Origin of the sequence: Mesorhizobium sp. M0938 (assembly GCF_040319125.1) — a bacterium.
GTDB classification, from domain to species: domain Bacteria; phylum Pseudomonadota; class Alphaproteobacteria; order Rhizobiales; family Rhizobiaceae; genus Mesorhizobium; species Mesorhizobium robiniae.
Genome location: NZ_JAMYNS010000003.1, coordinates 345975 through 371007 on the forward strand (window position 1 = coordinate 345975; position 25033 = coordinate 371007).

Annotated in this window: 24 protein-coding genes; 7 read left to right on the top strand and 17 right to left on the bottom strand. The window is 61.8% G+C overall.

Features of this window, described 5'->3' with window-relative positions; genetic code table 11:
* Position 1: 1 nt before the first annotated feature.
* Complete coding sequence (locus tag NKH73_RS07000; RefSeq protein ID WP_352929477.1) at positions 2-808, top strand: ABC transporter permease; 807 nt, start codon at positions 2-4, stop codon at positions 806-808.
* Positions 809-1218: 410 nt separating this feature from the next.
* Positions 1219-1983 (top strand): DeoR/GlpR family DNA-binding transcription regulator, encoded by a 765-nt coding sequence (locus tag NKH73_RS07005; protein WP_352929481.1) that lies wholly within the window; start codon positions 1219-1221, stop codon positions 1981-1983.
* Positions 1984-2098: 115 nt separating this feature from the next.
* On the opposite strand, the gene NKH73_RS07010 is transcribed toward NKH73_RS07005, so the two are convergent.
* From NKH73_RS07010 to NKH73_RS07055, 10 genes are all read right to left on the bottom strand, one after another.
* On the bottom strand, positions 2099-2551 hold the full coding sequence (locus NKH73_RS07010) for an NUDIX hydrolase (protein WP_352929483.1): 453 nt from the start codon (positions 2549-2551) through the stop codon (positions 2099-2101).
* Positions 2552-2976: 425 nt separating this feature from the next.
* Complete coding sequence (locus NKH73_RS07015; protein ID WP_352929486.1) at positions 2977-4392, bottom strand: FAD-binding oxidoreductase; 1416 nt, start codon at positions 4390-4392, stop codon at positions 2977-2979.
* Positions 4392-5396, bottom strand: a complete 1005-nt coding sequence (locus NKH73_RS07020) for an ABC transporter permease (RefSeq protein WP_352929489.1) — start codon at positions 5394-5396, stop codon at positions 4392-4394. The genes NKH73_RS07015 and NKH73_RS07020 overlap by 1 nt, the downstream gene beginning before the upstream one ends.
* Before the next feature lie 25 nt (positions 5397-5421).
* On the bottom strand, positions 5422-6951 hold the full coding sequence (locus NKH73_RS07025) for a sugar ABC transporter ATP-binding protein (protein ID WP_352929492.1): 1530 nt from the start codon (positions 6949-6951) through the stop codon (positions 5422-5424).
* A gap of 109 nt (positions 6952-7060) precedes the next feature.
* The gene (locus NKH73_RS07030) at positions 7061-8155 is read right to left on the bottom strand and encodes a sugar ABC transporter substrate-binding protein (protein WP_352929494.1); all 1095 of its coding nucleotides are present in this window, start codon (positions 8153-8155) and stop codon (positions 7061-7063) included.
* Between the two features lie 243 nt (positions 8156-8398).
* Positions 8399-9109 (bottom strand): ribose-5-phosphate isomerase RpiA, encoded by a 711-nt coding sequence (gene rpiA, locus NKH73_RS07035; protein WP_352929496.1) that lies wholly within the window; start codon positions 9107-9109, stop codon positions 8399-8401.
* A gap of 38 nt (positions 9110-9147) precedes the next feature.
* Positions 9148-9981 carry a MurR/RpiR family transcriptional regulator gene (locus NKH73_RS07040; RefSeq protein WP_352929499.1) on the bottom strand — a complete coding sequence of 278 codons (834 nt, stop codon included), beginning with the start codon at positions 9979-9981 and terminating at the stop codon, positions 9148-9150.
* A 13-nt stretch (positions 9982-9994) separates the two neighbouring features.
* A complete protein-coding gene (locus NKH73_RS07045) occupies positions 9995-10675 on the bottom strand; it encodes an HAD family hydrolase (RefSeq protein ID WP_352929502.1) in 681 nt (226 codons plus the stop codon).
* A 19-nt stretch (positions 10676-10694) separates the two neighbouring features.
* Positions 10695-12215: a xylulokinase gene (gene xylB, locus NKH73_RS07050; RefSeq protein ID WP_352929505.1), complete on the bottom strand. Its 1521-nt coding sequence runs from the start codon at positions 12213-12215 to the stop codon at positions 10695-10697.
* 5 nt (positions 12216-12220) lie between these two features.
* Positions 12221-13684: an aldehyde dehydrogenase family protein gene (locus NKH73_RS07055; protein ID WP_352929508.1), complete on the bottom strand. Its 1464-nt coding sequence runs from the start codon at positions 13682-13684 to the stop codon at positions 12221-12223.
* Positions 13685-13990: 306 nt separating this feature from the next.
* Here NKH73_RS07055 and NKH73_RS07060 point away from each other — a divergent pair, with 306 nt between their 5' ends.
* Together NKH73_RS07060 and NKH73_RS07065 are read left to right on the top strand one after the other, a co-directional pair.
* Positions 13991-14752: an SDR family NAD(P)-dependent oxidoreductase gene (locus NKH73_RS07060; protein WP_352929511.1), complete on the top strand. Its 762-nt coding sequence runs from the start codon at positions 13991-13993 to the stop codon at positions 14750-14752.
* A gap of 18 nt (positions 14753-14770) precedes the next feature.
* Positions 14771-15829 (top strand): NAD(P)-dependent alcohol dehydrogenase, encoded by a 1059-nt coding sequence (locus tag NKH73_RS07065; RefSeq protein WP_352929513.1) that lies wholly within the window; start codon positions 14771-14773, stop codon positions 15827-15829.
* A gap of 1 nt (position 15830) precedes the next feature.
* On the opposite strand, the gene NKH73_RS07070 is transcribed toward NKH73_RS07065, so the two are convergent.
* The 5 genes from NKH73_RS07070 to NKH73_RS07090 form a co-directional block, all read right to left on the bottom strand.
* Positions 15831-17141 (bottom strand): HlyD family type I secretion periplasmic adaptor subunit, encoded by a 1311-nt coding sequence (locus NKH73_RS07070; RefSeq protein ID WP_352929515.1) that lies wholly within the window; start codon positions 17139-17141, stop codon positions 15831-15833.
* Complete coding sequence (locus NKH73_RS07075; RefSeq protein ID WP_352929517.1) at positions 17141-18886, bottom strand: type I secretion system permease/ATPase; 1746 nt, start codon at positions 18884-18886, stop codon at positions 17141-17143. The genes NKH73_RS07070 and NKH73_RS07075 overlap by 1 nt, the downstream gene beginning before the upstream one ends.
* Before the next feature lie 105 nt (positions 18887-18991).
* Positions 18992-20383, bottom strand: a complete 1392-nt coding sequence (gene eglC / locus NKH73_RS07080) for an endo-1,3-1,4-beta-glycanase EglC (protein WP_352929520.1) — start codon at positions 20381-20383, stop codon at positions 18992-18994.
* Between the two features lie 222 nt (positions 20384-20605).
* Positions 20606-21298 (bottom strand): DNA alkylation repair protein, encoded by a 693-nt coding sequence (locus NKH73_RS07085; protein ID WP_352929522.1) that lies wholly within the window; start codon positions 21296-21298, stop codon positions 20606-20608.
* Between the two features lie 346 nt (positions 21299-21644).
* Positions 21645-22271 carry a transglutaminase-like cysteine peptidase gene (locus NKH73_RS07090; protein ID WP_352929525.1) on the bottom strand — a complete coding sequence of 209 codons (627 nt, stop codon included), beginning with the start codon at positions 22269-22271 and terminating at the stop codon, positions 21645-21647.
* Between NKH73_RS07090 and NKH73_RS07095 the strand changes: the two genes are divergently transcribed.
* Both NKH73_RS07095 and NKH73_RS07100 read left to right on the top strand, forming a co-directional pair.
* Entirely contained in the window at positions 22156-22644 is a 489-nt protein-coding gene (locus NKH73_RS07095) for a hypothetical protein (protein WP_352929861.1), read from the top strand. The two genes, NKH73_RS07090 and NKH73_RS07095, sit on opposite strands and share 116 nt — an antisense overlap.
* 129 nt (positions 22645-22773) lie before the next feature.
* A complete protein-coding gene (locus NKH73_RS07100) occupies positions 22774-23013 on the top strand; it encodes a hypothetical protein (RefSeq protein WP_352929528.1) in 240 nt (79 codons plus the stop codon).
* A gap of 233 nt (positions 23014-23246) precedes the next feature.
* Here the strand turns inward: NKH73_RS07100 and NKH73_RS07105 are convergent, their stop codons facing one another.
* Positions 23247-23660, bottom strand: a complete 414-nt coding sequence (locus tag NKH73_RS07105; RefSeq protein WP_352929531.1) for a type II toxin-antitoxin system VapC family toxin — start codon at positions 23658-23660, stop codon at positions 23247-23249.
* Complete coding sequence (locus tag NKH73_RS07110; protein WP_352929534.1) at positions 23657-23905, bottom strand: plasmid stabilization protein; 249 nt, start codon at positions 23903-23905, stop codon at positions 23657-23659. Before NKH73_RS07110 ends, NKH73_RS07105 begins: the two co-directional genes overlap by 4 nt.
* A 329-nt stretch (positions 23906-24234) precedes the next feature.
* Here NKH73_RS07110 and NKH73_RS07115 point away from each other — a divergent pair, with 329 nt between their 5' ends.
* Positions 24235-25008 carry an SDR family NAD(P)-dependent oxidoreductase gene (locus NKH73_RS07115; RefSeq protein WP_352929537.1) on the top strand — a complete coding sequence of 258 codons (774 nt, stop codon included), beginning with the start codon at positions 24235-24237 and terminating at the stop codon, positions 25006-25008.
* Positions 25009-25033: the final 25 nt, after the last annotated feature.

Sequence of the window (25033 nt, forward strand, 5' to 3'; positions counted from 1 at the left end):
CATGGAAACTCGCTCCCAAATCCGCGCCCGCGCTTTTGTCCGGACGTGGACGGGATGCGTGCTTTTCGTCATTTATCTGCCCATCCTATGCGGCGCGCTTGCGGGCCTGTCTAAGGGCCGCTATTTTGGCTTTCCGATCCGCGCCTTTTCAACGGAGTGGTGGGGCAAGACCTTTGCCTCCTTCGAAATCCAGGTTCTCGTGCAGAACTCTCTGCTGATCGCCTTCATCGTCACCCTGATCTCGGTGGTGCTGGCCTTTTTCGGAGCGCTGGCCTTTGCACGCTATGAATGGAAGGGGCGCAAGCTCTACCAGAAGGCGATCCTTCTTCCCATCTTCTTTCCGCAGCCGGTGCTAGGGCTTGCGCTTTTGCTGTGGTTCAATGCGCTCGGCTTCAATCCGAGTTGGCAGACGGCCGTCGTTGCGCATCTCGTCTGGATCGTGCCGGTAGTGACGCTCGTCATCGCCATCCAGGTGTATGGTTTCGACCCTACATTGGAAGAGGCGGCACGCGATCTCGGCGCTGGCCGCTGGTTCATCCTGCGCGAAATCACCCTGCCGATCCTCTGGCCGGGCGTCTGGTCGGGCGCGTTGTTTGCCTTCCTGCTGTCCTGGGGCAATTTTCCTCTCTCGCTCTATACGGCGGGTGTGGATTCCACGATCCCGAAATGGCTGTATTCGAAAATGGTGGCGGGTTATTCGCCGATGGTACCGGCGCTCGGCACGATGAGCACGCTGTCGGCGGCAGTCCTGTTGCTGGCCGGTGGACTGGCGATCACGCTGATGCGTCGGCGCCGGCCGGAAGCATAAGGCGTCTGTCCATGAACTGGAAGACCGACCGTCGTCCTTCCATTTCAGTGTGTCCCCGAAACCGAGGCGCCCGTGCTCGTAAGAGCAGCCCGTCATCGATATGCCCCATCGTGGGTGACCGGTCACTCTTTCGAGCGAGGACCTTGTCCGCTACGACGCCTAGACACTGTTTTACGAGCGGATGCACAAGACCGTCATTCACAATGATTAGCGGTTTGGTGCGCCTTCCCGCACAAAGGCTGGATGCCGGCTCGGTCGTTCCCGACAAAACAGGAGCGATGAATGCTCGGATACATTGTATCGACAGTATACCCGACGTCCACGTCTCCGCTGAAACGTGGGGTCTTGATTTGGTCGCGGCGATGGAACCACGCTGGCCAAAGGCGGGTGGCAAGAGAAGGAGAGCGCCAATGACGAAACCGAAGACCGCGCGGCAGGAGCAGATGCTAAGGGAGCTCAATCTGGCTCCTAGCCTGCGCGTGGCCGAACTTGCCCGCAGGCTCGGCGTTTCCACAGAAACCATCCGTCGCGATCTCGACGAGATGATGGAACAGGGGCTGCTCAACCGCACCTATGGTGGCGCAGTACGTTCCCTTGGTCCCGAACCGTCGGTGACGGAGCGTCACACGCTGTTCGTGGCCGAGCGCGAGCGGATCGCAAAAGCCGCGGTGCAACTGCTCAAGGGCGCGCAGATGCTAATGATCGGCTCCGGTGCCACAACTGTACATACGGCGCGTCGGATTGCGGTGGAAATGAAGAACATCACGGTGCTCACTCACTCTTTTGGTGTGGCGACCGTACTCGCGATCAACCCGACCATAAAGATTGTGATTTTGCCCGGAGACTACCACGCCACAGAAGGCGCCACGATCGGCGCCCACACAGTTTCCTTTCTCAACAGTTTCTATGCTGATTTCGCCATTCTCGGTGCGAGCGGCCTTGGTCCGGATGGACCGTCCGATGCGCTTCTCGAATGCGGCGCGGTTTACGCCGCGATGATTTCGCGCGCGGCAAAGACTATGGTGGTCGCCGATCATTCCAAGCATGATCGGCTTTTTGCGGCGCGATACGCCCCGTGGCAGAACATCGGGCATGTCGTCACCGACCAGGCCCCAAGCATATCGCTTAAGGGTATCATGGAAAAAAATGGAGTGAATTTGACGATATGCTTATAATGCGCGCTTCTGCGCCGAATGATATCGTCGCCTTCGGGCGAACTATGGCGAGGCGATCAGCGATTGCTGCGTGGCAATCAACACGACCAGCTGACGCGAGCGTCGGGCCGGCCTTTTAGACAGACAGCACAAGCCGATCGAGAAACGGTTGCTGGCCACCAAGTAACTTTTCCCGGGCCATATCGAGGCCGAACCACCCTGCCCGATCGATCTCTGGAAAGAATTGCATGCGGCCGCTGCGCGGTGGCCATTCCATCTCGAACATGTTGCTGCGCAGGCTGCCAGCGTCGAAATCGCCTTCGACGCCAAAAGCCGTAATAAGTTTGCCGCCGCGCTGGCGCGGCTCTCCCAGCGGAAGCAGCGCTCCCTTGAGCTCCCAGCCGGTTTCCTCCACAAATTCACGACGCGCCGCAGCTTCCGGCTGTTCGTCATCCCCATACTCGCCCTTTGCAATCGACCATGCGCCCAGATCGCGGTTTTGCCAGAATGGCCCGCCCGGATGGACAAGCAACACCTGCAGTTCGTTGCTCGTTCTACGGTAAGGCAGGATGCCCGCACTTCTCGCCATCGCCTCGAGCCTCCGCCATCCAGCCTATCATCGTAGGTAGGCCGAGCGGGACATGTTTTCGTTTCCGGGCGCGCAAGAGACGGTCGCAGGCAGCGCGCAGGCAATCGTCGACCACAGGTCGGCAGCGGTCAGCAGAATGCCTAGCCCATGATCCCTGCTCACAACCTTGTTCTGGAGGGCTGTTAAGAGTAAGAATTTGCGCGTATTATTGAGTTAGGGTTAACAAAGGCTTTTCCGGTGACGCTGCTTCAAATCACCTCCATCGCAGTCGAACTCGCGGCCTCCTACGTCACGATTGCACTCACATATCTGGCAGCTGTATACGCGATTTGCTCCCGCTACGGGTGAGCGCGGCCCACCAGACGCGGGAACGGTCCCGCTGCAACGCTGACCGGGGATCGTAACGTCGAGCGGATGGGCAGGTATCAGCCCGACATCAGGCAGCCAGGGTTCATGATGCCCATCGGATCGAAGGCGGCTTTGATCGCGGCAACGGCCTTCCGCTGCTCCGGCGTCAGCCATTCCCAATAGACCGCACGGCGGCTCCGGCCGACGCCATGCTCGGCGCTAAACGAACCACCCAAGCCGCGAACAATGCCGTAGAGGCCGTCCAACAAGTCCCCGCCCCGGTCGCGGGTCTCCTCAGCCGACAGGGCCAGCGGCGGCATGACGTTGAAATGGATGTTGCCGTCGCCGGCGTGGCCGTAGGCGATGGGCTCCCAGCCAAGCCAGTTCGACAGCACATAGCTGCGGGCCTCCTCGATCATCCGCGCCACGTCGCTCAGGCGCACGGACAGGTCAGTGCGGACATGCGGGCCGCGCTTTGCCTGCCCTTCCACGAGGTCTTCGCGGATTGCCCAGAAGGCTCGCGCCTGGGCGCGGCTCTGCGCGATTGTGCCGTCGCCGAGCAGGCCGGTCTCGAACGCCTCGCCAAGCAGCGCCTCGAGCAGCGCGCGGCCGTCGATGGCGAAACTGCAGCCAAGCTCCATGAGGACATGCACCGGCCACTCGCCTCCCAACGGTACCCGCGTTTCGGGATTGCTCAGCGTGGCGAGCGCGATGCATTCGGAGCCGATCACCTCGAAGGCCGTCAGCAGGTCGGAGCACACGCGGCGCGCCATGCCGAACAGCGCCATGGCGTCGGCGAATGAACCGACGCCGAGATAGGCCGTCTCGACATTGGCCGGCCGCGGGAAGAGCTTCACCTCGACGCCCGTGACGATGCCAAGCGATCCTTCCGACCCGATCAGAAGCTGCTTCAGGTCGTAGCCGCGATTGTCCTTGCGCAGCCCCGTCATGCCTTGCCACAGGTTGCCATCAGGCAGAACTGCTTCGAGCCCCAGCACGAGATCGCGCGTCATGCCATAGCGCAGCACATTGATGCCGCCGGCATTCGTGGCCACGTTGCCGCCGATCTGGCAGGAACCCTGCGCACCCAGCGCCAGCGGAAACAGCATGTCTTCGGATTCGGCCGCATCCTTCAGGGTCTGGAGGACGGCCCCGGCATCGGCCCGGAGCGTGAAGTTCGCGGCGTCGACCTCGCGGATGCGGTTGAGCCGCTCGAGCGAGACAATGACGACGCTCGGCGGGCCACCCGCGACGGCACCGGCGACAAGTCCCGTGTTGCCGCCTTGCGGGACGATCGGGATGCGATGCTCGGCGCAGATGTGCATCAACGCCTGCACCTGCTCGACGGACCGCGGCCGCAGCACGGCAAGCGCTGCGCCCAGATAGTCACCCGTCCAGTCGTGCAGGTAACGCTTCGCTTCGGGCGCCGATCCGTCGATGAAGCCTGTGGCATCGAGGGCGGCGCGAAGGGCCTCTAGCGCGGCGGTCGGCATCAGCCGAAGTAGCGCACGCGGATCGCGTCGATGGCGACGGCGATGAAGATCATGAAACCACCGATCATGCCGACATAAAAGGACGGCACGGAGATGATGGCCAAGCCAACCTGGATGACGGTGAGCAGCAGCACGCCGCCGAGCACACCGACAATGTTGCCGCGCCCGCCGAACACGCTCACGCCGCCGATTATCGGCGCGGCAATGGCGTAGAGGAGGTAGCTTGAGCCCTGGTTGGAGGTGATGGCCATCTGCCACGAGGCCAGCAGGAAGCCCGCGATGCCGGCGAGGAAACCGGCAATGGTGAAGGTGATGATCTTGATCCGGTCGACGCGGATGCCGGCCGAATTCGAGGCGACCGGATTGCCGCCCACCGCATAGATGGCCCGGCCAAGCACGGTGTTTCGCAGCAGCACGGCCATGGCGAACAGCGCTATGACAAAGACGATTGGCATGACGGGCCAGCCGCCGCCGATGGCGGCCTGGCCGATCCACACATAGCCGTCCGGCAGGTTGGTGATGGTGCGGCCCTGGGTCAGCGCCAGCAACCCACCTTGCAGGATGATCATCATCGACAGGGTCTGGATGAGCGAGACCATCTTCAGTTTGGTTATGCAGAGGCCGTTGAAGAAACCGATCAGGGTGGCGACCGCGATTCCCACCAGCATGGCGAGCAGCCACGGCAGGCCGAGATCGGAATAGGCCATCGCGCCGATCGCCGAGGAGAAGCCGAGATTCGCCGGCAGCGAAAGGTCGATCTCGGCGACAAGCAGCGGGAGTGCGACCGCAAGCCCGATCATGCCGAGCACGGTGGCCTGCACCATGATGTTCTGCAGATTGAAAGTGGTGAAGAAGTACTCGTTGAACAGGCCGAAGATCACCACCAGCGCAATCAGCCAGATCCACACGACGTTGTGCAGCACCCAGCCCATCACCGATTTCCCGCCTTGCTGCGGGACGGAGGTCGTGGTCGGCTTGGCGGCGGCTGTGGTCGCTTGGCTCATAATGTCCTTCCTTGTCCGGCGGTTGTCATCCATCCGCCTTCTCTTTGGTCTCCTGGCGCAGGCGTTCGCTGGAGATCGCCTCGCCTGAAAATTCCTCGCGGATCGCGCCATCCTCGAACACGCAGACCCGGTCGACGATGCGCACGATCTCGTCCGCGTCAGTCGAGACGATGATGACGGACACCCCGGTGCGACTCAGCTCGTCGATGATGCGCAGCACGTCCTGCTTGACACCTATGTCGATGCCGCGCGTCGGCTCGTCGAGGATAAGCAGGCGCGGCTTGGTGGCCAGTACGCGGCCAAGGCAGACCTTCTGCTGATTGCCGCCGCTCAGCGTGTCGACCAGTGTCGCGGGACCCGCGGCCTTGATGCCCATGGCACGGAAGTAGCGGTCCGAGAGCAGCTGCTCAGCCTCGGGCCGCAGGAAACCGGCACGCGCGACGACCGAGAGCGACGACAGCGAAATGTTCTCGCCGATGCTCATTTGTGCCACGAGACCGTCGCGATGCCGGTCGTCGGAGAGAAAGGCGATACCCATGTCGAAGGCGTCACGCGGGGTGGCAGGCAGCGGACGTGAGGTCTGCGTGCCGAAGGCAATGGTTCCGGCCCGGGTGGGCGCGAGCCCGAAGATCGCGCGCGCCAGTTCCTTGGCCCCCGCCCCCGGCAGTCCGGTGAAGCCGACGATTTCGCCGGGACGCAGGTCGAACGCCTTGACACCGACCGTGTCGCTGGTCACCTCACGCAGCCGAACCGCCGGCTCCTCGCCCGCAAACATGCGGCGTTCGCGCTGGAACAGCACGAGACCACGGCCAAGCACCAGCTCCGAAAGCTGCTCGGACGTCAAGCTGCCGACATCTTCCGTGCCGCCGGCCAGCATCCCGTCGCGCAGCACCGAACAGGCGTCGCAGATCTCAAGAATCTCGTCATTATAATGCGAGATGAAGATGAAGGTGACGCCCTGTTCTTTCAGTTCGCGCATGAAGCTGAAGAGATGGGCGCGGTCCTGGACGGTCAGTGCGGCGGTGGGCTCGTCGAGGATGATCACCTTGCCGCCACTGAACATGGCGCGCAGAATGTTGAGCTTGCGGCGGGCAACGGCGCCCAGCTTGCCGGCCATCGCCTGCGGGTCGATGCCTGTACCCTCCAGCATGCGTGAGGCATCGGCCCTGAGCTTGCGCCAGTTGACGAAACCGCTCCTGCTCGGCCAGATGCCGAGCATCAGGTTTTCCGCCGCAGTGACGTGATCGATGATCATCGGCTCCTGGGTAACCAGGAACACGCCGGCCTTCTCCATCTGCTTTACGTCGACGTTCTCGATCGGCCGGCCGTCGAGATAAATGGTACCGCCGGACGGAACGCGCTGACCGGAGATCAGTCCGACCAGCGTGGATTTGCCGGCGCCGTTCTCGCCCAGAAGTCCATGGATCGTGCCCCGCCGGATACCGAGCGACACGTCGCGCAGCGCCAGGGTTGGGCCGTAGCGCTTGCTGAGGTTCTCGACCCTGAAAATAAACGGGTCTTCGCCGGGCTGTCTGGCGGAGGCGGCTGTCAACATGAACTCCCGATCGGTTGGATTGCAGTCACGCGACGCGATTGCCTACGCGGCAAGTGCCCCGCCGGACTAAAACGGGGGGGCACGGGAGGACGACGCGTTGCGCGGTCGATCAAGTGTAGGGAATACCCCATTCCTTCTCCGAGATCGCGCCCCAGTGACGCTTGTCGCCGGAATTGGATCCGTCGATGACGAAGGGCGGGATGATGAGCGTCGGGCCGGTCGCACCGGCGACGATCTCGCCCTTCTCCCAAAAATATTTTTTGTTCTCGTAGGAGCCGATCGGAACCGCCTCGCCCTTGACGGAGTGCTTGAGAAGCATCTCGACTGCGATTTCACCGTAGGCGATCGGGTCCTGCGAGACGCAGGCATCCATGAAGCCGTCCTGGATCCATTTCAGCGCCACGGGTTCGCCGTCGATGTTGACGAAGATGACATGACCGTCCTCGCCGACCTTCTTCCAGCGACCCTTCTGCTGCAGCGCGGTGACGATGCCACGCGAGGGCGAGTCCGACGGTGCATGGACAGCGTCGAGATTGGGGAATTCGGACAGCGTCGAAAGGGTCACGGCCAGCATCTGATCGAGCTGCCCTTCGGTCGGCCGCGCCAGATACTTGATGTCGGGGTATTTGGCGAATTCCTCGTCCATACCTTCCTTGCGCAGACGCCAGGCCACGCTCTGGAGCGCACCGAAGCAGTTGAGCACGGTGCCCTTCGGGCTGCCATGCTTCTCGGTCAAGCGCTTGATGATCTCCTGAGCGGCCATGACGCCGCCGAGCTTGTTGTCGAAGCTGACGGTGATCGCCACCTCGCCGCCGTCGGACGGAGTGTCGATGATGGCGACCGGTATCTGCTTCTGGTTGTACCGGCGGATGGCCGACACGATCGCCTGACTGTCGATCGGATCCGAGACGATCGCCAAAGGCTGCTTCAGCATCAGGCTCTGCCACTGCTCGAGCTGACGCGTGTTGTCGAAGCTGGCGTTGGTGGCCTGGAATTGCAACTTGTTCGCCTCGACGGCACGCTTCACCGCCTCCTCCTGGATGACGAAGAAATAGTAGTCGAGGCTCTTGTTGCTAAATGGGATGAAGCCGGCTTCCTGCGCCCAGGCCGACCTGCCCACGAGCGCACTGGCGCCCATCGCCGCGCCAAGTGCGCCGCCCGCCTTCAGCAGACCGCGACGCGTCAATCCGTTCAGTCTATCCATCTGTTCCTCCCAGGATTCGATTATCTAGCAATACTAGTTATTCAGGGTCAAGGCAAGAGTCAAGCGCGGTTGCCGGTTGGAGTTTTCGAACGCCTTAGCTGATGCAGCGGCGTCGAAACTTCTGCCTAAACCCCAATATTTCTAATGATTTACGCAAAAGTCCGGATAATTCGATTCATGCGGACCGATTGCGCGCCGCGACCTGCCGGATATCCATAGCATTTATCCGAAATGTAGGCTTCACTACGTCTGGCGCATTGACACGTAAGTCGTGCCGTCGAAGCGGCCGACGACCATCCCTTGCGACTCGCGCGTGAACAGGCCGTTCTCCACCACGCCGGGAATGCGGTTCAGTTCGGCCTCCAGCTTGGCCGGCGACGGAATGAGCCCGCAGCGGCAGTCGAGGATGAAGTTGCCGCTGTCGGTCACGACCGGCTGGCCATCGCGCATCCGGCGTTCGATGATCGCATTCTTGATGCGATGGTCGGCGAGCACCTCAGCGACCATGCGCTCGGTCTGCTTCCAGGCGAATTGCACGACCTCCACCGGCAATGGAAAGGCACCGAGCCGCTCGACGATTTTGGACTCGTCGCAGATGGTGATCATGCGCTTGGACGCATGGGCGATGATCTTCTCCCACAAGAGACAGGCGCCGCCGCCCTTGATCATGTTGAATTCGCGATCGATCTCGTCGGGGCCGTCGATGGTGAGGTCGATCTCGCCGATCTCGTTGGGATCGGTAAGCGCGATGCCGACCTCGCGGGCCACGTCATTGGTGGAACGGGAGGTGGTCGTGCAGGTGAGCTTCAGACCGTTCGCGACATGCTTGCCCAGCTCGCGAACGAACAGATGCGAGGTCGTGCCGGAGCCGAGGCCGAGCTTCATGCCGTCACTGACGAATTCCTCGACCACGCGGCGGCCGGCCGCCTTCTTGGCTTCGTCCTGTGCGCTCATTGTCATGTCTTCCTTTCGTCGGCTCGCATGCGGGCAGTTCAGATCTTCTCTGTCTGCCAGGAATCGAGAGCCGGCAGCTGGTCGGGGAACTCGCTGCCGCTCGTCATGGCGATCGCCGTCACAAGCATGTTGACGACGAGGTGGTGATTGAGACGCGACGCCAGCGGCGTCATGATCTCGGTTCGGTCGTAAGGCAGCACCGCGATCAGCAGGTCCGAGACGTGCGCGAGCGGGCTCCCCGCCGCGGTGATCGACAGCACGCGCGCGCCCCTGGCGCGCGATGCCGTTGCAATGTCGATCATCTGCTTGGTGTGTCCCGACTGGGAAAAGATCAGCGCCACCTCGTTCGGTCGCGAAGTTTCTGCATGCAGCCACTGCTTCTTGCGCCCGATGAGGGCTGCACAGCGCATGCCGAGGCGCTGGAACTTATGCTCGGCATCGAGCGCCGTGATCTCGGAAATGCCGCTGGCATAGATGCCGACCCACGAAACAGCCGACAGCAGCTTCGCGCCTGCTTCGACCTCGCCGGGATTGAGATCCTCCAGCAGCCGCTGGATCGCATTCAGCGAGTTGCGCGCGGTCTTGCGCACGACGTTCTGGATCGAATCGCCCGGAACGATCTGCTCGTAGGCGAAAGGCGCGGAGGGCACCAGGCTCTGGGCGAGATTGAGCTTGAAGTCCTGGTAGCCCTGGAAGCCGAAGCGACGGCAGAAGCGCATGATGGTCGGGTCGCTGACCGCGCACTCCTCCGAAAGGCGCGCCATGCTCATATGGATGACGTCGCTCGGATTGGCGCTGACGAAGCGGGCCACCCTGCGCTCGGCCGAGCCCATCTCGTCGCTCTCCTGCACGATGCGTTGCAGCAGGCTCATCGCCATTGCCCCCTTACCTGGCCTGAACAGATCTGGGATTGGCTGCAAGATCGATCAAGCGGTCAAGGCGCCACTCGGATTCTACGGCTACCTTGCCGCCGCATCCCCAGGAAACGGCATAGAACGGCACGCGGGCCGCCGTGGCGGTCGCCTGGTCGACGGCGGTGTCGCCGACATAGGCCCAGGCGTCGCCATTGATGCCCATGCGCTCGGCGACGGCGAGCAGATGGCTCGGGTGCGGCTTGCAGGCGGGCGCCGCATCCGCGCCTACGACCACCTCGAACAGCGGTGCAACGCCAAGGATTTCCAGCACTTTCAGCGAAAGTTCGTGAGGCTTGTTGGTGCAGATGCCGAGGCGCACGCCCGCGCCATGGAGTGCTTCCAGGTCCTCGCGGACATGCGGATAGAACAGCGTGCGTTCAGCAGGCTCACGGTTGTAGTTGTCGAGGTATTCCTTCACTGCCTCGTCCACCGTCGCATCGTCGCTCGGCAGGCCGAGGGCCACGAACATATCGAGCAGCAGTCTGCGCGGTCCAAAGCCAATGAACTTCTCGACAAAGGCGACACTCTGAGTGGCCCAGCCGCGACGTTCCAGCACCTTGTTCACAGCGGCAGCGATATCCGGCGCGCTGTCGATCAGCGTGCCGTCAAGGTCGAAGACGAGTGCCTTGTAGCCGTGCTTGCGCGAGCTCATACGACGCATCCCTCTGCCATCAACGGTCGAGTCCAGCCTTGCCGATCGCGGCAAAGCTTGGGGTCAGCGCGCCATAGAGCCCGCCATAGATATCGAAGGCCTTGCGGAGCAGCTCACCCGCGGCCGCATCCGCTGTCTTGCGGGTGATGGGGCGGCACACGCGGGCTGCCTCAATTGCACTCGGCCAAACCCCCACCCCGACGCCGGCAACCAGAGCCGCTCCGAAGGCGCCGCCTTCTGCAGCTCCTTCGGTCGTCACCACGTCGCAGCCGAAGAGATCCGCCTGCATCTGTCGCCACAGCGCCGAACGCGCACCGCCGCCGGAGGCCTTGATCACCGCCCGGCCGATATCGACCCGCTCCATCAGCGTGTAGATATCGAAAAGCGAGTGGACCACGCCCTCCATGACGCTGCGGGCCATGTCGGCTGCACCGTGGCGTGCGGTCAGCCCGACGAAACCACCGCGCGCTGTCGGGTCGGGATGCGGACAGCGCTCACCGTTGAGGTAAGGCAGGAACAGCAGGCCACGCGACCCGGCCGGCGCGCCAGCCGCAATCGTCGCGATCCGCTCGGCGGACGGCGCATCGCTGCCCGAGAAGCTGCCGAGCAACGCCCGAAACCACTCCATCGCACCGCCAGCGTTGAGCGAGACGCCCATACAATGCCACTTATCCGGCGCCACGTTGCAGAAGACCTGCAACCGGCCGTCCGGATTTGCCACCGGCTCGTCAAGCGCTGCCGCGAGGATGCCTGCCGTGCCAATTGTGGTCTGCAGCTCACCCGGCGCGATGACCCCTGAACCGATCGTCTGAATGACGCTGTCGCCGCCACCGCCGGCCACCAGCGTGCCGGCGGGGAGCCCAAACAGCGCCGCGCCGGATTTGCTGACGCGCCCGCTGACGACATGCGACTCATGGCATGGCGGCAGGAGCGCCGGGTCGACGCCGATCAGGTCGAGCAGGCCGGTCGCCCAAACACGCTTGCGGGTGTCGAACAGGCCGGTCCCCGAGGCATCCGAAACCTCCGTCGCGAGCTCTCCCGTGAGAAGCAGACGGAGATAGTCCTTGGGGTTGAGAACATGACGCAACCGACCGAACAGCTCCGGCTCGTGATTGCGCATCCAAAGGATCTTGCCACCGGTGTAGCCCACCAGCATGCGGTTGTTGGTGCGTGCGAGCAGTCCTTGGAGGCCGCCTGCCCGCTCGTTGATCTCGTCGCACTCCGCCCCGTTGCGCTGGTCGTTCCACAGGATCGCCGGACGCAGCACCTTGTGCGCCTCGTCGAGGGCGGTCAGGCCGTGCATCTGGCCCGAGAGACCGATGGCTGCGATCCCGATATCAGGTTTTTGCGCGAGCACACCGGCAACGGCTGCTCGGGCACCCTCGACCCAGAGCTGCGGATCCTGCTCCGTCCAGCCCGGACACGGCTGCGAAAGCCCATAGGTCTCGGTGCAGCTTGCCAGAACCTTGCCGTCTGTGTCGATGAGCAGCGCCTTGCAGCCGGACGTGCCGATGTCGATGCCGAGGAGGGCCTGCGTCACGGCACTTACCTCCCTTCCGGCTCGTCGTAGCGGATGCGAACATGCTTGAAGTTGAGGTATTCAAGCATGCCCTCGCGGCCGTGCTCGTAACCGACGCCGCTCTGCTTGCGGCCGCCATAGGGCGCGTTCATGATGCCGGCATCGACATTGTTGACGGCAACATTGCCATAGTCGAGTCGGCTCGACAGGTAGCGGATCTCGTCCATGTCCTTGGCATAGACGTAGGAGGCGAGACCGTAGGGCGTGTCGTTGGCGAGTTCCACCGCCTCGTCCAGCCCGTCGAAGACCATCACGCCGACCATTGGCCCGAAGGTTTCCTCCGTCATCACCTTCATGTCGTGCGTGCAGCCGGCAACCACTGTCGGGCGGAAGAAGTGGCCACGGGCGAAGGCGTCACCTTCGGGCGCACTGCCGCCGGCGACGAGCTTGGCTCCCTTTGCCAGCGCGTCGGCCAGATGTGCCTTCGTCTTGGTGAGCGGCTCGGCGGAAGCCATCGCTCCGACATCGGCATCCGGCCGCTCGATGCCGTTGGCAATGACCAGCTTTTCCGCAGCCTCTGCGAGGCGACGCACGAACGCGTCCGCGATCGGCCGCGCGACATAGATGCGATTGATGGCGATGCAGATCTGGCCCATGTTGCGGAACGAGCGACGGACCGCTCCCTTCACCGCTGCATCGAGATCGGCCGAAGCCGTGACGATCAGGGGACAGTTGCAGCCGAGTTCCAGCGACAGCCGCTTGATGGTCGGGCACGATCGCTGGATGTGGAGGCCCACTGCGCTGGAGCCGGTGAATGCTATCTTGTCCACACCAGGGTGTTCCACGAGCGCTTGTCCGACCGTGGACCCGGAGCCAGTGACGACATTGACGACGCCGGCTGGCATCTTCGCCTTCTCGACCATGCTGGCGATGGCGAGCGCCGTGAAGGGCGTCAGTTCGGCCGGCTTGATAACGATGGTGCAGCCTGCGGCGAGTGCTGCGCACAACTTCCAGCCGACCAGTTCGGCCGGGTAATTCCAGGGCGTGATGGCGCCGACCACGCCGATCGGCTCGCGCACGACGAGGCTGTCGATGTCAGTCGTGGTATTGGGGACGATCTCGCCATGGATGCGCACCGCCTCTTCCGCATAGAAATGGCAGGCTTCGGCAAGCTTCAGGATTTCACCCCTGGCCTCGTTGAGCGGTTTGCCCTGCTCAAGCGTCATGGTACGAGCCATCGTGTCCGCCTCCGCGGAAACAGCATCGCCCAGGCGGTGGAGCGCCTTTGAGCGCTCGACCGGAGCGAGGCGCGACCAGCTCTTGAAGGCCTTGCGGGCGGCCGTAACAGCCAGATCGACCTCGGCCGGCGTCGCGGCGGCGATATGGGCGAGCACCTCGCCCGTCGCAGGATTCTCAACCGGAATCCGAGCACCCTCGCCCGTTCTCCAGATACCATCTATAAAAAGCTTCTCGGCAAGTTCGGTTATCAAGGACGGCTTTCCTCTACCTGCCCACGCGCCCGGGGCCTGATCCGCTGATCCCTCATAAACTAGATTTACTAGTTAACGCAACCTCTTCCCGCGCGGAGCTTCGGCCAGCCACCAGATATTTCCTAGGCTTACTAACCCTTTGCTTTGCCTCCGTTAATCGACTACCACTTCAATGGGCTGTCGGAATTTCACCGCCTTGTCGGCGCTGCAATTGCTTTGGCGAACGGCCGAGGGCACAACGGTACTAGCGAAATTGGTAGTTCTACTACTATAACCGGGAACGAGAACGACGGAATGGAGGAACCCATGTCATACATGTCCAAATTCGATCTGACGGGCCGAATCGCGCTGGTAACGGGAGCGGGCCAAGGGATTGGCGAGGCATGCGCGACGGCGCTGGCGGAAGCGGGAGCCCATGTCCACGTCACCGACCTCGACGGCGCTCGCGCAAAGACGGTCGCCGGCAAGCTCACGGGCCGCGGCCTGAAGGCCGACGCACATGTCCTGGACGTCACAAACAGCGAAGCCCTCAGCACGCTCGCCGACGCCCTGCCGCCCCTGGATGTCCTGGTTTCCAACGCGGGTATCGTCTCCAACATAGCGGCCGAGGACTTGACGGACGAAGAGTGGGACCGGATCATCGGCGTCAACCTGACTGGGGTCTTCAAATGCTGCCGCACCTTCGGGCGCAAGATGCTCCAGGCTGGCCGCGGCTCGATCATCAACATTGGCTCGATGTCAGCGGACATCGTCAACACGCCACAGCCGCAATGCCACTACAACGCTTCCAAGGCCGGCGTGCATCACCTGACGCGATCGCTGGCGGTCGAGTGGGCGCAGCGTGGCGTGCGCGTGAACGCCGTGGCACCCACCTATATCGAGACGCCGTTGCTCGCGAACCTGGAACAGAGCAGAGACATGGTCGATCGCTGGATCGACCTCACGCCCATGAAGCGGATGGGTCGACCGGACGAGATCGCGTCGGTGGTTCTCTTCCTGGCGTCTGACGCGTCCAGCCTGATGACCGGCAGCATTGTTAGCGCAGACGCGGGCTACACCTCGATCTGAGCATAGGGAGAGAAAATTATGCCGATAGCATTGGTTCTTGAAAGGAAGCGGGAACTCGCCCTTCGCGACATCGAACTCAATCAGAAGATGGGAGAGGACGACGTCCGCATCCGCATGGAAGTCGTTGGCATCTGCGGCTCTGACATCCACTACTACATGCATGGGCGAATCGGGCCATTCGTGGTGAACGAACCCATGGTGCTCGGCCATGAGGGCGCCGGAACAGTGGTCGCCAAAGGGGCCAGGGTGACGGGACTCGCGGTCGGCGACCGGGTCTGTGTGGAGCCCGGCATCCCCGACTTCTCCTCGCGGGCCAGCAGGCTCGGCCTGTACAATCTCGACCCGACGCTGACCTTTTGGGCAACCCCGCCGGTCCACGGCTGCCTGACGCCGGAGGTGGTTCATCCTGCGGCGCTCACCTTCAAGCTGCCCGACAATGTCAGCCTGGCCGAAGGTGCCATGGTCGAGCCGCTGGCGGTCGGCGTTCAGGCCGCGGTAAAGGCTCGCATTCAACCGGGCGACCAGGCGCTGGTGCTGGGTGCCGGCCCGATCGGCATCCTGGTTGCGCTGGCGGCGCTCGCCGGCGGCTGCGCGAGCGTCCTGATCGTTGACCCGCAGGAGGCCAAGCTCCACATCGCCGAGACGTATAGTGGCATCAAGGCACTGCGCGCTTTGAACGGCACGCTGGCAGAGGAGGTGAAGAGGGCAACGGGCGGTTGGGGTGTCGATGTCGTCTTCGAATGCTCCGGAGCGGGCGCGGCCTATCGCGGCATCGCTGACTCCCTACGCCCTGGCGGCGCGCTTGTGCTGGTCGGCATGCCGGCCAAGCCAGTTGAGCTGGACATCGTCGCGTTGCAGGTCAAGGAAATCCGCGTCGAGACGGTGTTTCGCTACGCCAACGTCTATGATCGCGCGATTGCCATGATCGCCGGCGGGAAGATCGATGTGAAGCCGCTGATTACCGAGACGTTCAAGTTCGAGGACGGCGTGGCCGCCTTCGTCCGCGCAGCTGAAGGCCGCCCGACGGACGTCAAACTGCAGATCCGTGTCAAACCCGAGCACGAAATCGAGACGTAGCTTACTCCTCCCTGAAAGCTCGCTGGATCTGATCCGCAAGGGGTTTCACGAGATAGGACAGCATGGTGCGGCTGCCGGTTGAAAAGAACACTTCGACAGGCATGCCTGGCGCCAGGGCCACGCCCTTGAGCCGGCTAAGCTCTGTGCGCGGTAAAGCAACATGCACGGTGTAAAAGCCGGTGCCTGTTTTCTCATCGACATTGAGGTCGGCGGAAATCTTGCTGACCGCACCATTCAGTTCCGGCGTCGTTTGCTGATTGAATGCCGACAGCCGCAGGGTCGCGACTTGCCCTGGCGTCAACTGATCGATGTCTTGCGGAGCCACGCGCGCCTCGACGGTCAGCTCGTCTGTCACCGGGACAATCAGCATGATGAGCTCGCCTGGAGCTATAACGCCACCGACCGTGTGCACGCCGAGCTGATGAACGACACCGTTCTGCGGACTGCGTATGTCGATGCGTTTGAGCTGATCTTCGGCCGAAACCTTGCGCTCGACGAACTCGGAGATCTTTGCCTGGACGTCACGCAGTTCGCTTGCCACTTCGCTGCGCAAATCCTGATCGATCTGGATGATCTGCAAACGGATTTCGGAGGTACGACCCTTCGATTGCGCTATCGCCGCAGTCAGTTGCCCGTGCTCGCCTTTGAGCCGCACGGCATCGCGTTCAAGCGCCGTTATGCGATCGATCGAAACCAGCTTGCGTTGCCAAAGTCTGCGCATGCCTTCGAGCTCAAAGCCGATCAACTTGATTTCCTGGCTCTTGGCATCTCTTTGCTCGCTCAAGCCGGAAACCTCTTCGGCAAGCTGCGCAATGCGCTCCTGCAACTGGGCCGTTTGACCGGCGCGTGCCTGTCGGCGAAATTCGAACAGAGATTGCTCGCCGGCCATCGCCCGACCAATCTCGGGGGCATCCTGGCGTGACACAAGCGAAGCTGGAAAGACAATGCTTGCCTTGCCGTCGCGCTCGGCCTCAAGGCGAGCCAGCCGCGCCTCGAATTCGTCCAGGCTCTTCGAGACGATCGCCAAATTGGCCCGGGTGACGGTCTCATCGAGGCGGATCAAGACCTTGCCCGCCTTCACGGCATCGCCTTCCCGGACGAAGATTTGACCGACAACGCCACCGGTTGGATGCTGCACTTTCTTGACGCTGGAATCGACGACCAGCTTTCCCGATGCAATGACAGCTCCGGAAATCTCGGTCACGGCGGCGAGGCTTCCCGCGCCACCGACCAGAAAAATGCAGGCTGCGACACCGCCGAGCAAGTAGCGCCGAATGGTTCGGTCAATCGCGGATGCAGTGCCTTCCGCCATCAGGATGCAGCCTCTTCAGGGCTAGAGACGACCTTCAGAGGAACGCCTGCCGGACGGGTTACCTTGCTCAAGATCTCATTCTTCGGGCCAAACGCCTGGATACGGCCGTTCGCCATGACGAGAACCTGATCCAGGCTTGCCAGCGCACTTGGGCGATGTGCCACCACGACAGCAATGCCGCCTCGCGCCCGCACACCTTGGATTGCGGCCGACAAGGCGACTTCACCCTCGGAATCGAGGTTGGAGTTAGGCTCGTCGAGAATAACCAGAAACGGGTCACCGTAGAGGGCCCGGGCAAGCGCCACCCGCTGCCTCTGGCCAGCCGAAAGCGCCGACCCGGCCTCGCCGACCTGCGTTTCGTAGCCTTCCTCCAAATGGACGACCAGATCGTGAACGCCGGCCGCACGCGCAGCCGCCAGTATCTTGTCCGATGGGGCTTGAGGTTCGAAGCGCGCAATGTTCTCGGCAATGGTGCCGTCGAACAGTTGGACATCCTGCGGGAGATAGCCGACATGCTTGCCCAGCTCTTCCGGCGACCACTGGTCGAGCGTTGCGCCATCCAGCCTGACGGTTCCGCGGATTGGAAGCCATATGCCGGCAATCGCGCGCACGAGCGATGACTTGCCGGACGCACTCGGTCCGACGATTCCAAGGCCGGCGCCCTTCTCAAGTGCGAAGCTGGCATCCTGCACGACCACACGGCGCTCGCCCGGCGGCGTGACGCTGATGTTTTCGACCGCAAGAGCAGATATCGGTGCCGGCAGCGAGACACTTGTGGCAGTGTCGGGGAGCAGGGCCAAAAGCTGGGTCAGCCTGGCCCACGCCTGGCGGGCGGTGACGAAGCCCTTCCAGTGGGCGATGGCCAGTTCGATCGGTGCGAGAGCCCGGCTCATCATGATCGAACTGGCGATCATGATGCCGCCTGTTGCCTCCTGGTGAATGACAAGATAGGCGCCGATCGCCAGGATGCCCGATTGCAGCATCATGCGCAGGACTTTCGAGATCGTTCCGAGCGTGCCAGCCAGATCGCTGGCTTTCGCGTTCGTGTTTAGATAATCGGCGTTGACGCTGGACCAGCGCTCGGCGATGCGCGTGCCAAAGCCCATCGCCTGCAGCACCTCGACATTGCGGCGCGTCGCCTCCGCAAGCGTGTTGCGCGCTGCAGCCTGGCTGTTGGCCCTTTTCGCGGGCTCTCTCGTGCGAGCCTCGGCAAACAACGTCAGACTGAAGAGTATGACGGCGCCACCCAATGCCGCCACCCCGATCCAGAAATGGAACAGGAAGCAGATTGCGAGATAAAGCGGCACCCACGGCAGGTCGAAAAGCGCGATCGGACCAGCGCTCGACATGAACGACCGCACCTGGTCCAGATCGCGCAAGGATTGAAGGCCGTCTCCTGCCAGCTTGGTGCGCAACGGCAAACGCATGAGGGCGGTATAGACCTGTCCGCTCAAGCGCGCGTCCAGCGCCATTCCGATGCGCACCAGCACACGCGACCGGATGAGCTCAAGAGCGCCCTGAAACACAAAGAGTGTGCCGGCAAACACCGCAAGCCCGACGAGCGTTGGCACGCTACGGCCGGGTACGACGCGATCGTAGACCTGCAGCATGAAGAACGAGCCGGTCAGCGCCAGAACATTGACGACGCCGCTCATCACCGCAATTCCCGCCAACGCTCGCCGGAAGGAAGCCAGAACCGCCGCGAGGATCGTTCGCGGCGGCTCGGATGAATGGGGATACGACATCGCCTTCACATCAGTCCCAGTTCACTCTCGGGCGGCGATGACCGCGCCCGAAATCAGGCCTGATGACGAACGCGTGCGTGCCGAGCCCTCGGTTAGGTGTTACGCCTAGATAAGCCAATCATTCAACGCATAGGCATGGATGTAGTCGATCTGCATTTCTGCAGGCGTCGCAAGCCCGTCGGCGGGCGCTCCCGCCTGGCCACCAATCCCCATATTCACCAGCATATACATTGGGTCATGCATGTCGGCAGGCGTTGCGGCACGAGCGACTTCGACGTCGTCGAAATACCAGACGAGTTCGTCTTCCGTCCAAAGCACGCCGTATGTGTGGAACCCTTCGGTATTCGAGGCATAGGCCGTCGAGCCCACCTTTGTATGAGTTCCCGTCGCGTTTGAGTGGCCTGTCAAAATGAGCTTGTTTGGATTCTGGCCGAACATCTCCACGACGTCCAATTCCGGTGGCCAGGAGCCGTCCTCCGGGAGAAGCCAGAAGGCCGGCCATGCACCTTGTTTTTCGGGCATGTCGGCCCGAATTTCAAAATAGCCGTAGGTCTGCGCGAAGGACTCGTAGGTGGTCAGCAAACCTGACGTGTATTGGTAATTATTTATGTAGGGCCGAATCGCCTCAGGAGCCCGGGCGGCGGTAATCGTGAGAACACCGTCCTCAACGCTGAACGGATTGACGGATCGTGTCGGGGCGTAGTCGGTATCGATGTACCATTGAAGATCGTTGTTGCTCGTGAGCGTGCTGCCGTTCTCGGCCCCCCACCAGTAGTTCGAATCCCAGGTGCCGCTCGAGCCGTTCCACAGGTCCAGCGTGTCGAACTCGTCCGAAAAGGTGAGCTCCAGAGCCGACCGGTCCACGGCCAGCTTGAACTGGCTTGCGGTGAAATCGCCGATGGTCTTGTTGGCGAAGACGAGAAACTCATCGTCGGACAGATTAAGTCGGACGTTCGCTCCTGACTGGACCATGTTGACGCGAACCTCCTCGAAGGAGGTGAAACCGTAGCTCCCGACGCGAACGGTATCCGTCGCGCCAAAGTCCAGGATCAGATCACTGCCGTTGCCGGGGGTCACGACGAAAATGTCCGCCCCCGATCCGCCCTTCAAAACGTCATCGCCCTGTAAGCCGTCGAGCGTCTGTTGGCCGGAGCCGCCAGTAATGATGTTGTTTAGTGCGTTTCCGAAAGCGTAGTTCTTGTCGCCCGTGACAGTCAGGTTCTCGAAATTCGTTGGGAGCTTATAGCTCATCCAGGTCGAGATGGTGTCGACCCCTCCGCCGGACAGCTCAACTGCCTTGTTTTTCGAGGAATACAGATAATAGATGTCATCGCCCTTGCCGCCATACATCGTGACGGTGACGCTGCCGTCTCCGTACATCGAGTCGTTGTATGTGCTGCCATAAAGTGTCGGGCCGGAATTCGTCGCCGAATACCACTTCGAGGAGGACCCGCTGTAGGGGAGTGGAACGCCCTTGGCGTTCAGTACCGTGGCCATCCCGGTCTTTTCTCCTTTGTCTTGCCCCGATGGCAGCCCTAACATCTATCGAGGGCAAAAGGAGCCAGTACCTTTTGGTCTTCGACTTAGGAGAGTTACCAAAAGCTTAACACGCAGCCGAAGCACCTGCCGGGGGCTCACTGACGAAGGGCCTTGCTATCACTCACACATGCCCCACGGATGAGCCCGCGCACCTTCAACTCCTCGGGATGCGTGGCTGTTCTACTCTGCCCGGACGCTGCCAGCTACACCCTCGCGTCGGCGAACCATCTCGGCGATCCACATCGGTGCATAGGGTGGCGTGCAGCCAGGCGATGCAGGATAGTCGATGAGGACAGCGAGCCGTTCGCCGATCCCGATTGCTCGCGCGCGAAGTTCAGGATGATGAATACCAATTTCGGCTAGGCAATGGTTCATGGCCCATTGTTTCTGGGCAGGCGCCTCTTTCATCTCCTGCTCGATCTGGTCGAGCAATGCATCCAGGTCGAGGCCCTCGGCGCTCTTGACCACTCTTCCAGTTGTCAGGCTCCAGCCTGCGCGGCCGACCAGGTCGTCGCCGTATTTCCAGCCAAGGCGGAGTGCCTCGGCATGCCGACCTGGCTTCACCACATTCACGATGAACCAATCGAGGAGCTTGGGAGAGCGAATGTCGTGGATCATCGTGTCGAGCTCGGCCGCGGAGAAGGCCTTCGGCCTGCACACCAGGGTCGCGAGAAGTCGCGCGGCGGTGTCGCCCGTAGCCCAGAGCTGAAGTGCGAGTTCATGCTGCGTCTTGAGCCGCTTGGCGAGAGAGCGGAGATGAGTAAGGTTCACACCGTGGTCGTCACCACGGCGTATATTGACCTCGCGCATCTTCGGGTCGTCGAGTGCGGAGAGCTCGCGCGTGACTTCCTTGACTGTTGTGCTCGTTGACATGACGCTCCCTTCGCAATGGAGTGACGATCACGCTCGACGACAACGGCGCCCCGCCCGGCCGGGATTGGCTGAAGATGGCAATCGAAGCCGCCGATATTCCGGAGTGTAAATCTAGCTTCTGCGACGGCAAGAACAAACACAATCCTGAAAGGCGTGGAGGCGGGTGTCTTTTCGCCGCCCGGAAACGGGACCAAACCCGCACAGTCGTCGCCTGTACGATTGTGGTCTCGGGTCCAATAATGGCGACCGGCTAGGCCAGCCACGCTAATCGCGTTTTCACACGAACCCTATCCTTCTCGGAAATGGCGGGGGCGCCGAGTGTTGTCCCGTCGCAAACTCAAGAGGTTCAGTCGACCGACCCGACCAGAACGTCACGGTCCTCAAGTATAGCGACCCAGCGCCCGGTATCTGAGGACGATTGCCTTTTTAGAAATCTATATCCAGTTTCCGACCAAAGCTTCACCTCGTCGTTGAGGTTGTCGAGCACGTAATCGCCTCTGTCGGTTTTGACCGTCAGCACTGCGTGCCCCTCGCCGTCCTTCTTTTTGACGACGGTGATCAGAAGGTTCGAGAGCGATACGCCCGCCGAATTGAGCATCTGGCGCTTAAGCAGGACGTAGTCCTCGCAGTCGCCGATCGCCCGGTCTGGATAGGACCAGAATTCCATCGTTCCGTGAACGGCAAGATCGCTCGCCGGCTTGATCGATCTGTTCACGAGCTTGGTGACGGAGGCGAGTTTATCTCCCATTCCTCTGCTCATAAGGACTGGCGGAACATTGCCTGATCGTATTTTGCATTCTGCGGCCTGCCTTCGGCAGAATTCGATATAGCCGACCGGGATGGAGGTCCGCTGTCCGATGGCCATGGCACCCGGCACCGCATCGGCCGAAGCTTTCTCCAGCGGCGTCGCGGACATCAACAAGCCCATCAATAGGCCGGCACACAGCCATGCCCGCCCTATCACCAATCCCATTCGCCCCGCCAAAGGTAACGACCCGATACATACTTTAATGTTGCGTTACCATCTTTTCATCGGCACATCAACGCCAGCCGACATGCGATTTAAAGCCGCGGTTGCGAGCCATCACCAACGGCCTGAAGCTCGGCGCCGCGGTCGTCGCTGGAGAACTTCATGGCCACTGGAAGATCGTGACTTTTGCCTGTTGTCGCATGACCGCATCGGCGCACCTTCGATCATCGACGGCATAAAGGAGCCAGCCGGCCGAATAAAAATTGTAGCCAAATTTGTCGAAGCGACCGAAATCCGAGAACTACGGGGGCTCACGCATACATTCGGTTACATTTCGATGGAGCTCGGGCAAACCTCTGCGACAGGCGTGGCGTAAGTTTCAATGGTGAGCAGGAAGTCTCGTCATGGTGACGCGACAGAAAGCCGACAGCGATTTCGCAAGCAGGAACTAATACTGCGCGAGCTCCCATTGGCAGGTCTGCTCATTCCAAGAAAGGAAATTACGATGAAAAAGCTTGTAACAGCTTTCGCCCTCCTCGCCTTGTCGACAGGAGTCTCCCTCGCTGCCAATCAAAACCCAGATCGCGACCCCACCCGCGGGTTCGCCACTGATGCCAACACCAACGAAAAGACCTTGGATACCAGTCATACGGCTTCCTTGCCTCTGTCTGTGGTAACCCAGAAAGAAGAACAACCACAGTCCGGCAAGGTTGTTAAGCGTCGTGCACCATGGGCGGGCCGCTGATAACTGAACTTGTTCCCGCCATTTTCTGCATGGCGATGCCAACAAATGTCCAATCACCCTCCATGCAACGAGGGTGGTTGGACAGGCGGCGCTAAAAAGATCGTGCCGCCATGGATGAATTGAACTCTCAGGCGACAGCTTGACCGCGTCATGCCCCGAACTCAGGAACGGTCGTGGCGAAGCTTCGAAGGCCGGGTCGGTCGTACGGACTGAATGAGTTCATGTCCGACGAGTCAGAACTCCCATGGAGAGAACAACTTAAGACCAGTCGTGCCGAAGTCACCCAAATTCCGCGTCGCCAAGCGGCCGCCATTCACCCTTGAGATTGCAGCAATCATGCCGTCGGGCGCCGACATCCCCCGGCCCTGCCGCGCGGCGGTACCCATGATTTCGCCGTAGACCATAGCGGCTTCCTCGGTCAGGCCGAAGATCCGATCGGCAAACCGACGACGCCACTCCGAGAGCCCCTGCTCCAGACGCTCGGCTCGCTGATCTGGTCGGATTTTCTGGATGCCTAAGGCGATCTCGGCGATCGTCACGGTCGGAAGCGCAAGTTCAGCGTCATGGCGGACCAACCATGCGATTACGGCAGGATCGGGCGACTTCTTCAGCGTTTCGGAAATGACGTTGGTATCAAGGAAGATCAAAGCTCAGGTCCCGCATGAACCTGCCGATCAGCCCGGATCACTGCTTCAAGGTCGATTTCGGTGCCATACGCATTAGCAATACGAGCGTAGAACGCCGATGCCGGCTCGCGACCTGCCTCCCGGACCTCATAGGATTCCAGAGCACGCTCAACCACGTCGGCGATCGAGCGGTTCTCGCGTCGAGCAAGCCGGTGCGCAAGATCACGCGCCTTGGCGCTGCGTACGGAAAGCTGCGGTTCGGCCATATGGAACTCCTTTGCCGTACATATAAACCTTCCTCACTCTGCTGGCAAGCTGGCAGGTGATGGCTAGCCATCACAGCCGTTAACCGATCGTTTGCTGATCGCGGAAGCGAGAGCTGGTCGCTAAGCGGCCTCGGTTTATCTGAAGGCCGACCGAGCAGGGATTGCTAGGAGATGAGGGCTGGTCGCGGAAACCTCTACATCAAATCCCGCCCTACTGGCGCTGGCCAGTGATCGGCCGCCCGCGAAGATCGCAAGATGCTTAGACAACCGGCCGCAACTGGTGTTCGCTTCCCGCATGCAATTTTCGGGTATGCAGGAACCGTGACGCTATGGACACCGCTCCCTTGTTCGACCTGACAGGAAAAAAAGCGCTGGTGACCGGCGCCAGCCGTGGTATCGGCCAGGCTATCGCGGAGGCGCTCTGCGCGGCTGGTGCCGACGTCGCTGTGACCGCCCGCGACGAGACATCGCTTCGTGAGACGGCGGACCGAATTAGCGCACTCGGGCGAAGATCGTTTTGCCGGTCTCTCGACGTGCTCGACACCAATCGCATCCGCGTGGTCGTCGACGAGGTCGCGGGAGCCTTTGGCGGGCTCGACATTCTGGTCAACAACGCCGGCTATGAGCAGGTCCAGCCCTCGCTCGACGTTGACGAGGCGGTGTGGGACCGCATCGTGGCGACCAATCTGAAAGGCGCCTTCTTCTGCGCACAGGCTGCGGCGCGACGGATGGCTGCCGGCGAGAGCGGCGGCGCGATCATCAATCTCTGCTCGCTGACCTCCTATGTCGGCATTCCGACCGCGGTGCCCTACGGCTCGTCCAAGTCTGGACTTCTAGGCATGACGCGGGCGCTCGCCGCGGAATGGGCATCGCTCGGTATCCGCGTCAACGCCATCGCCCCGGGGTATTTCCATACGGCAATGACGGATGTCTTCTACGAGGATCCCGACTGGCAGACGGCGATGCTGGCCAAGATCCCGCAGCGGCGCTTCGGCACGATGCAGGATTTGGCCGGGGCCGTCGTGTTCCTGGCGAGCGGGGCATCTGCCTATGTCACCGGGCATTGCATTCCCGTCGACGGAGGCTATCTCGCATCTATCTGAGCGACAGGGTGCGGTGCAACAAGAA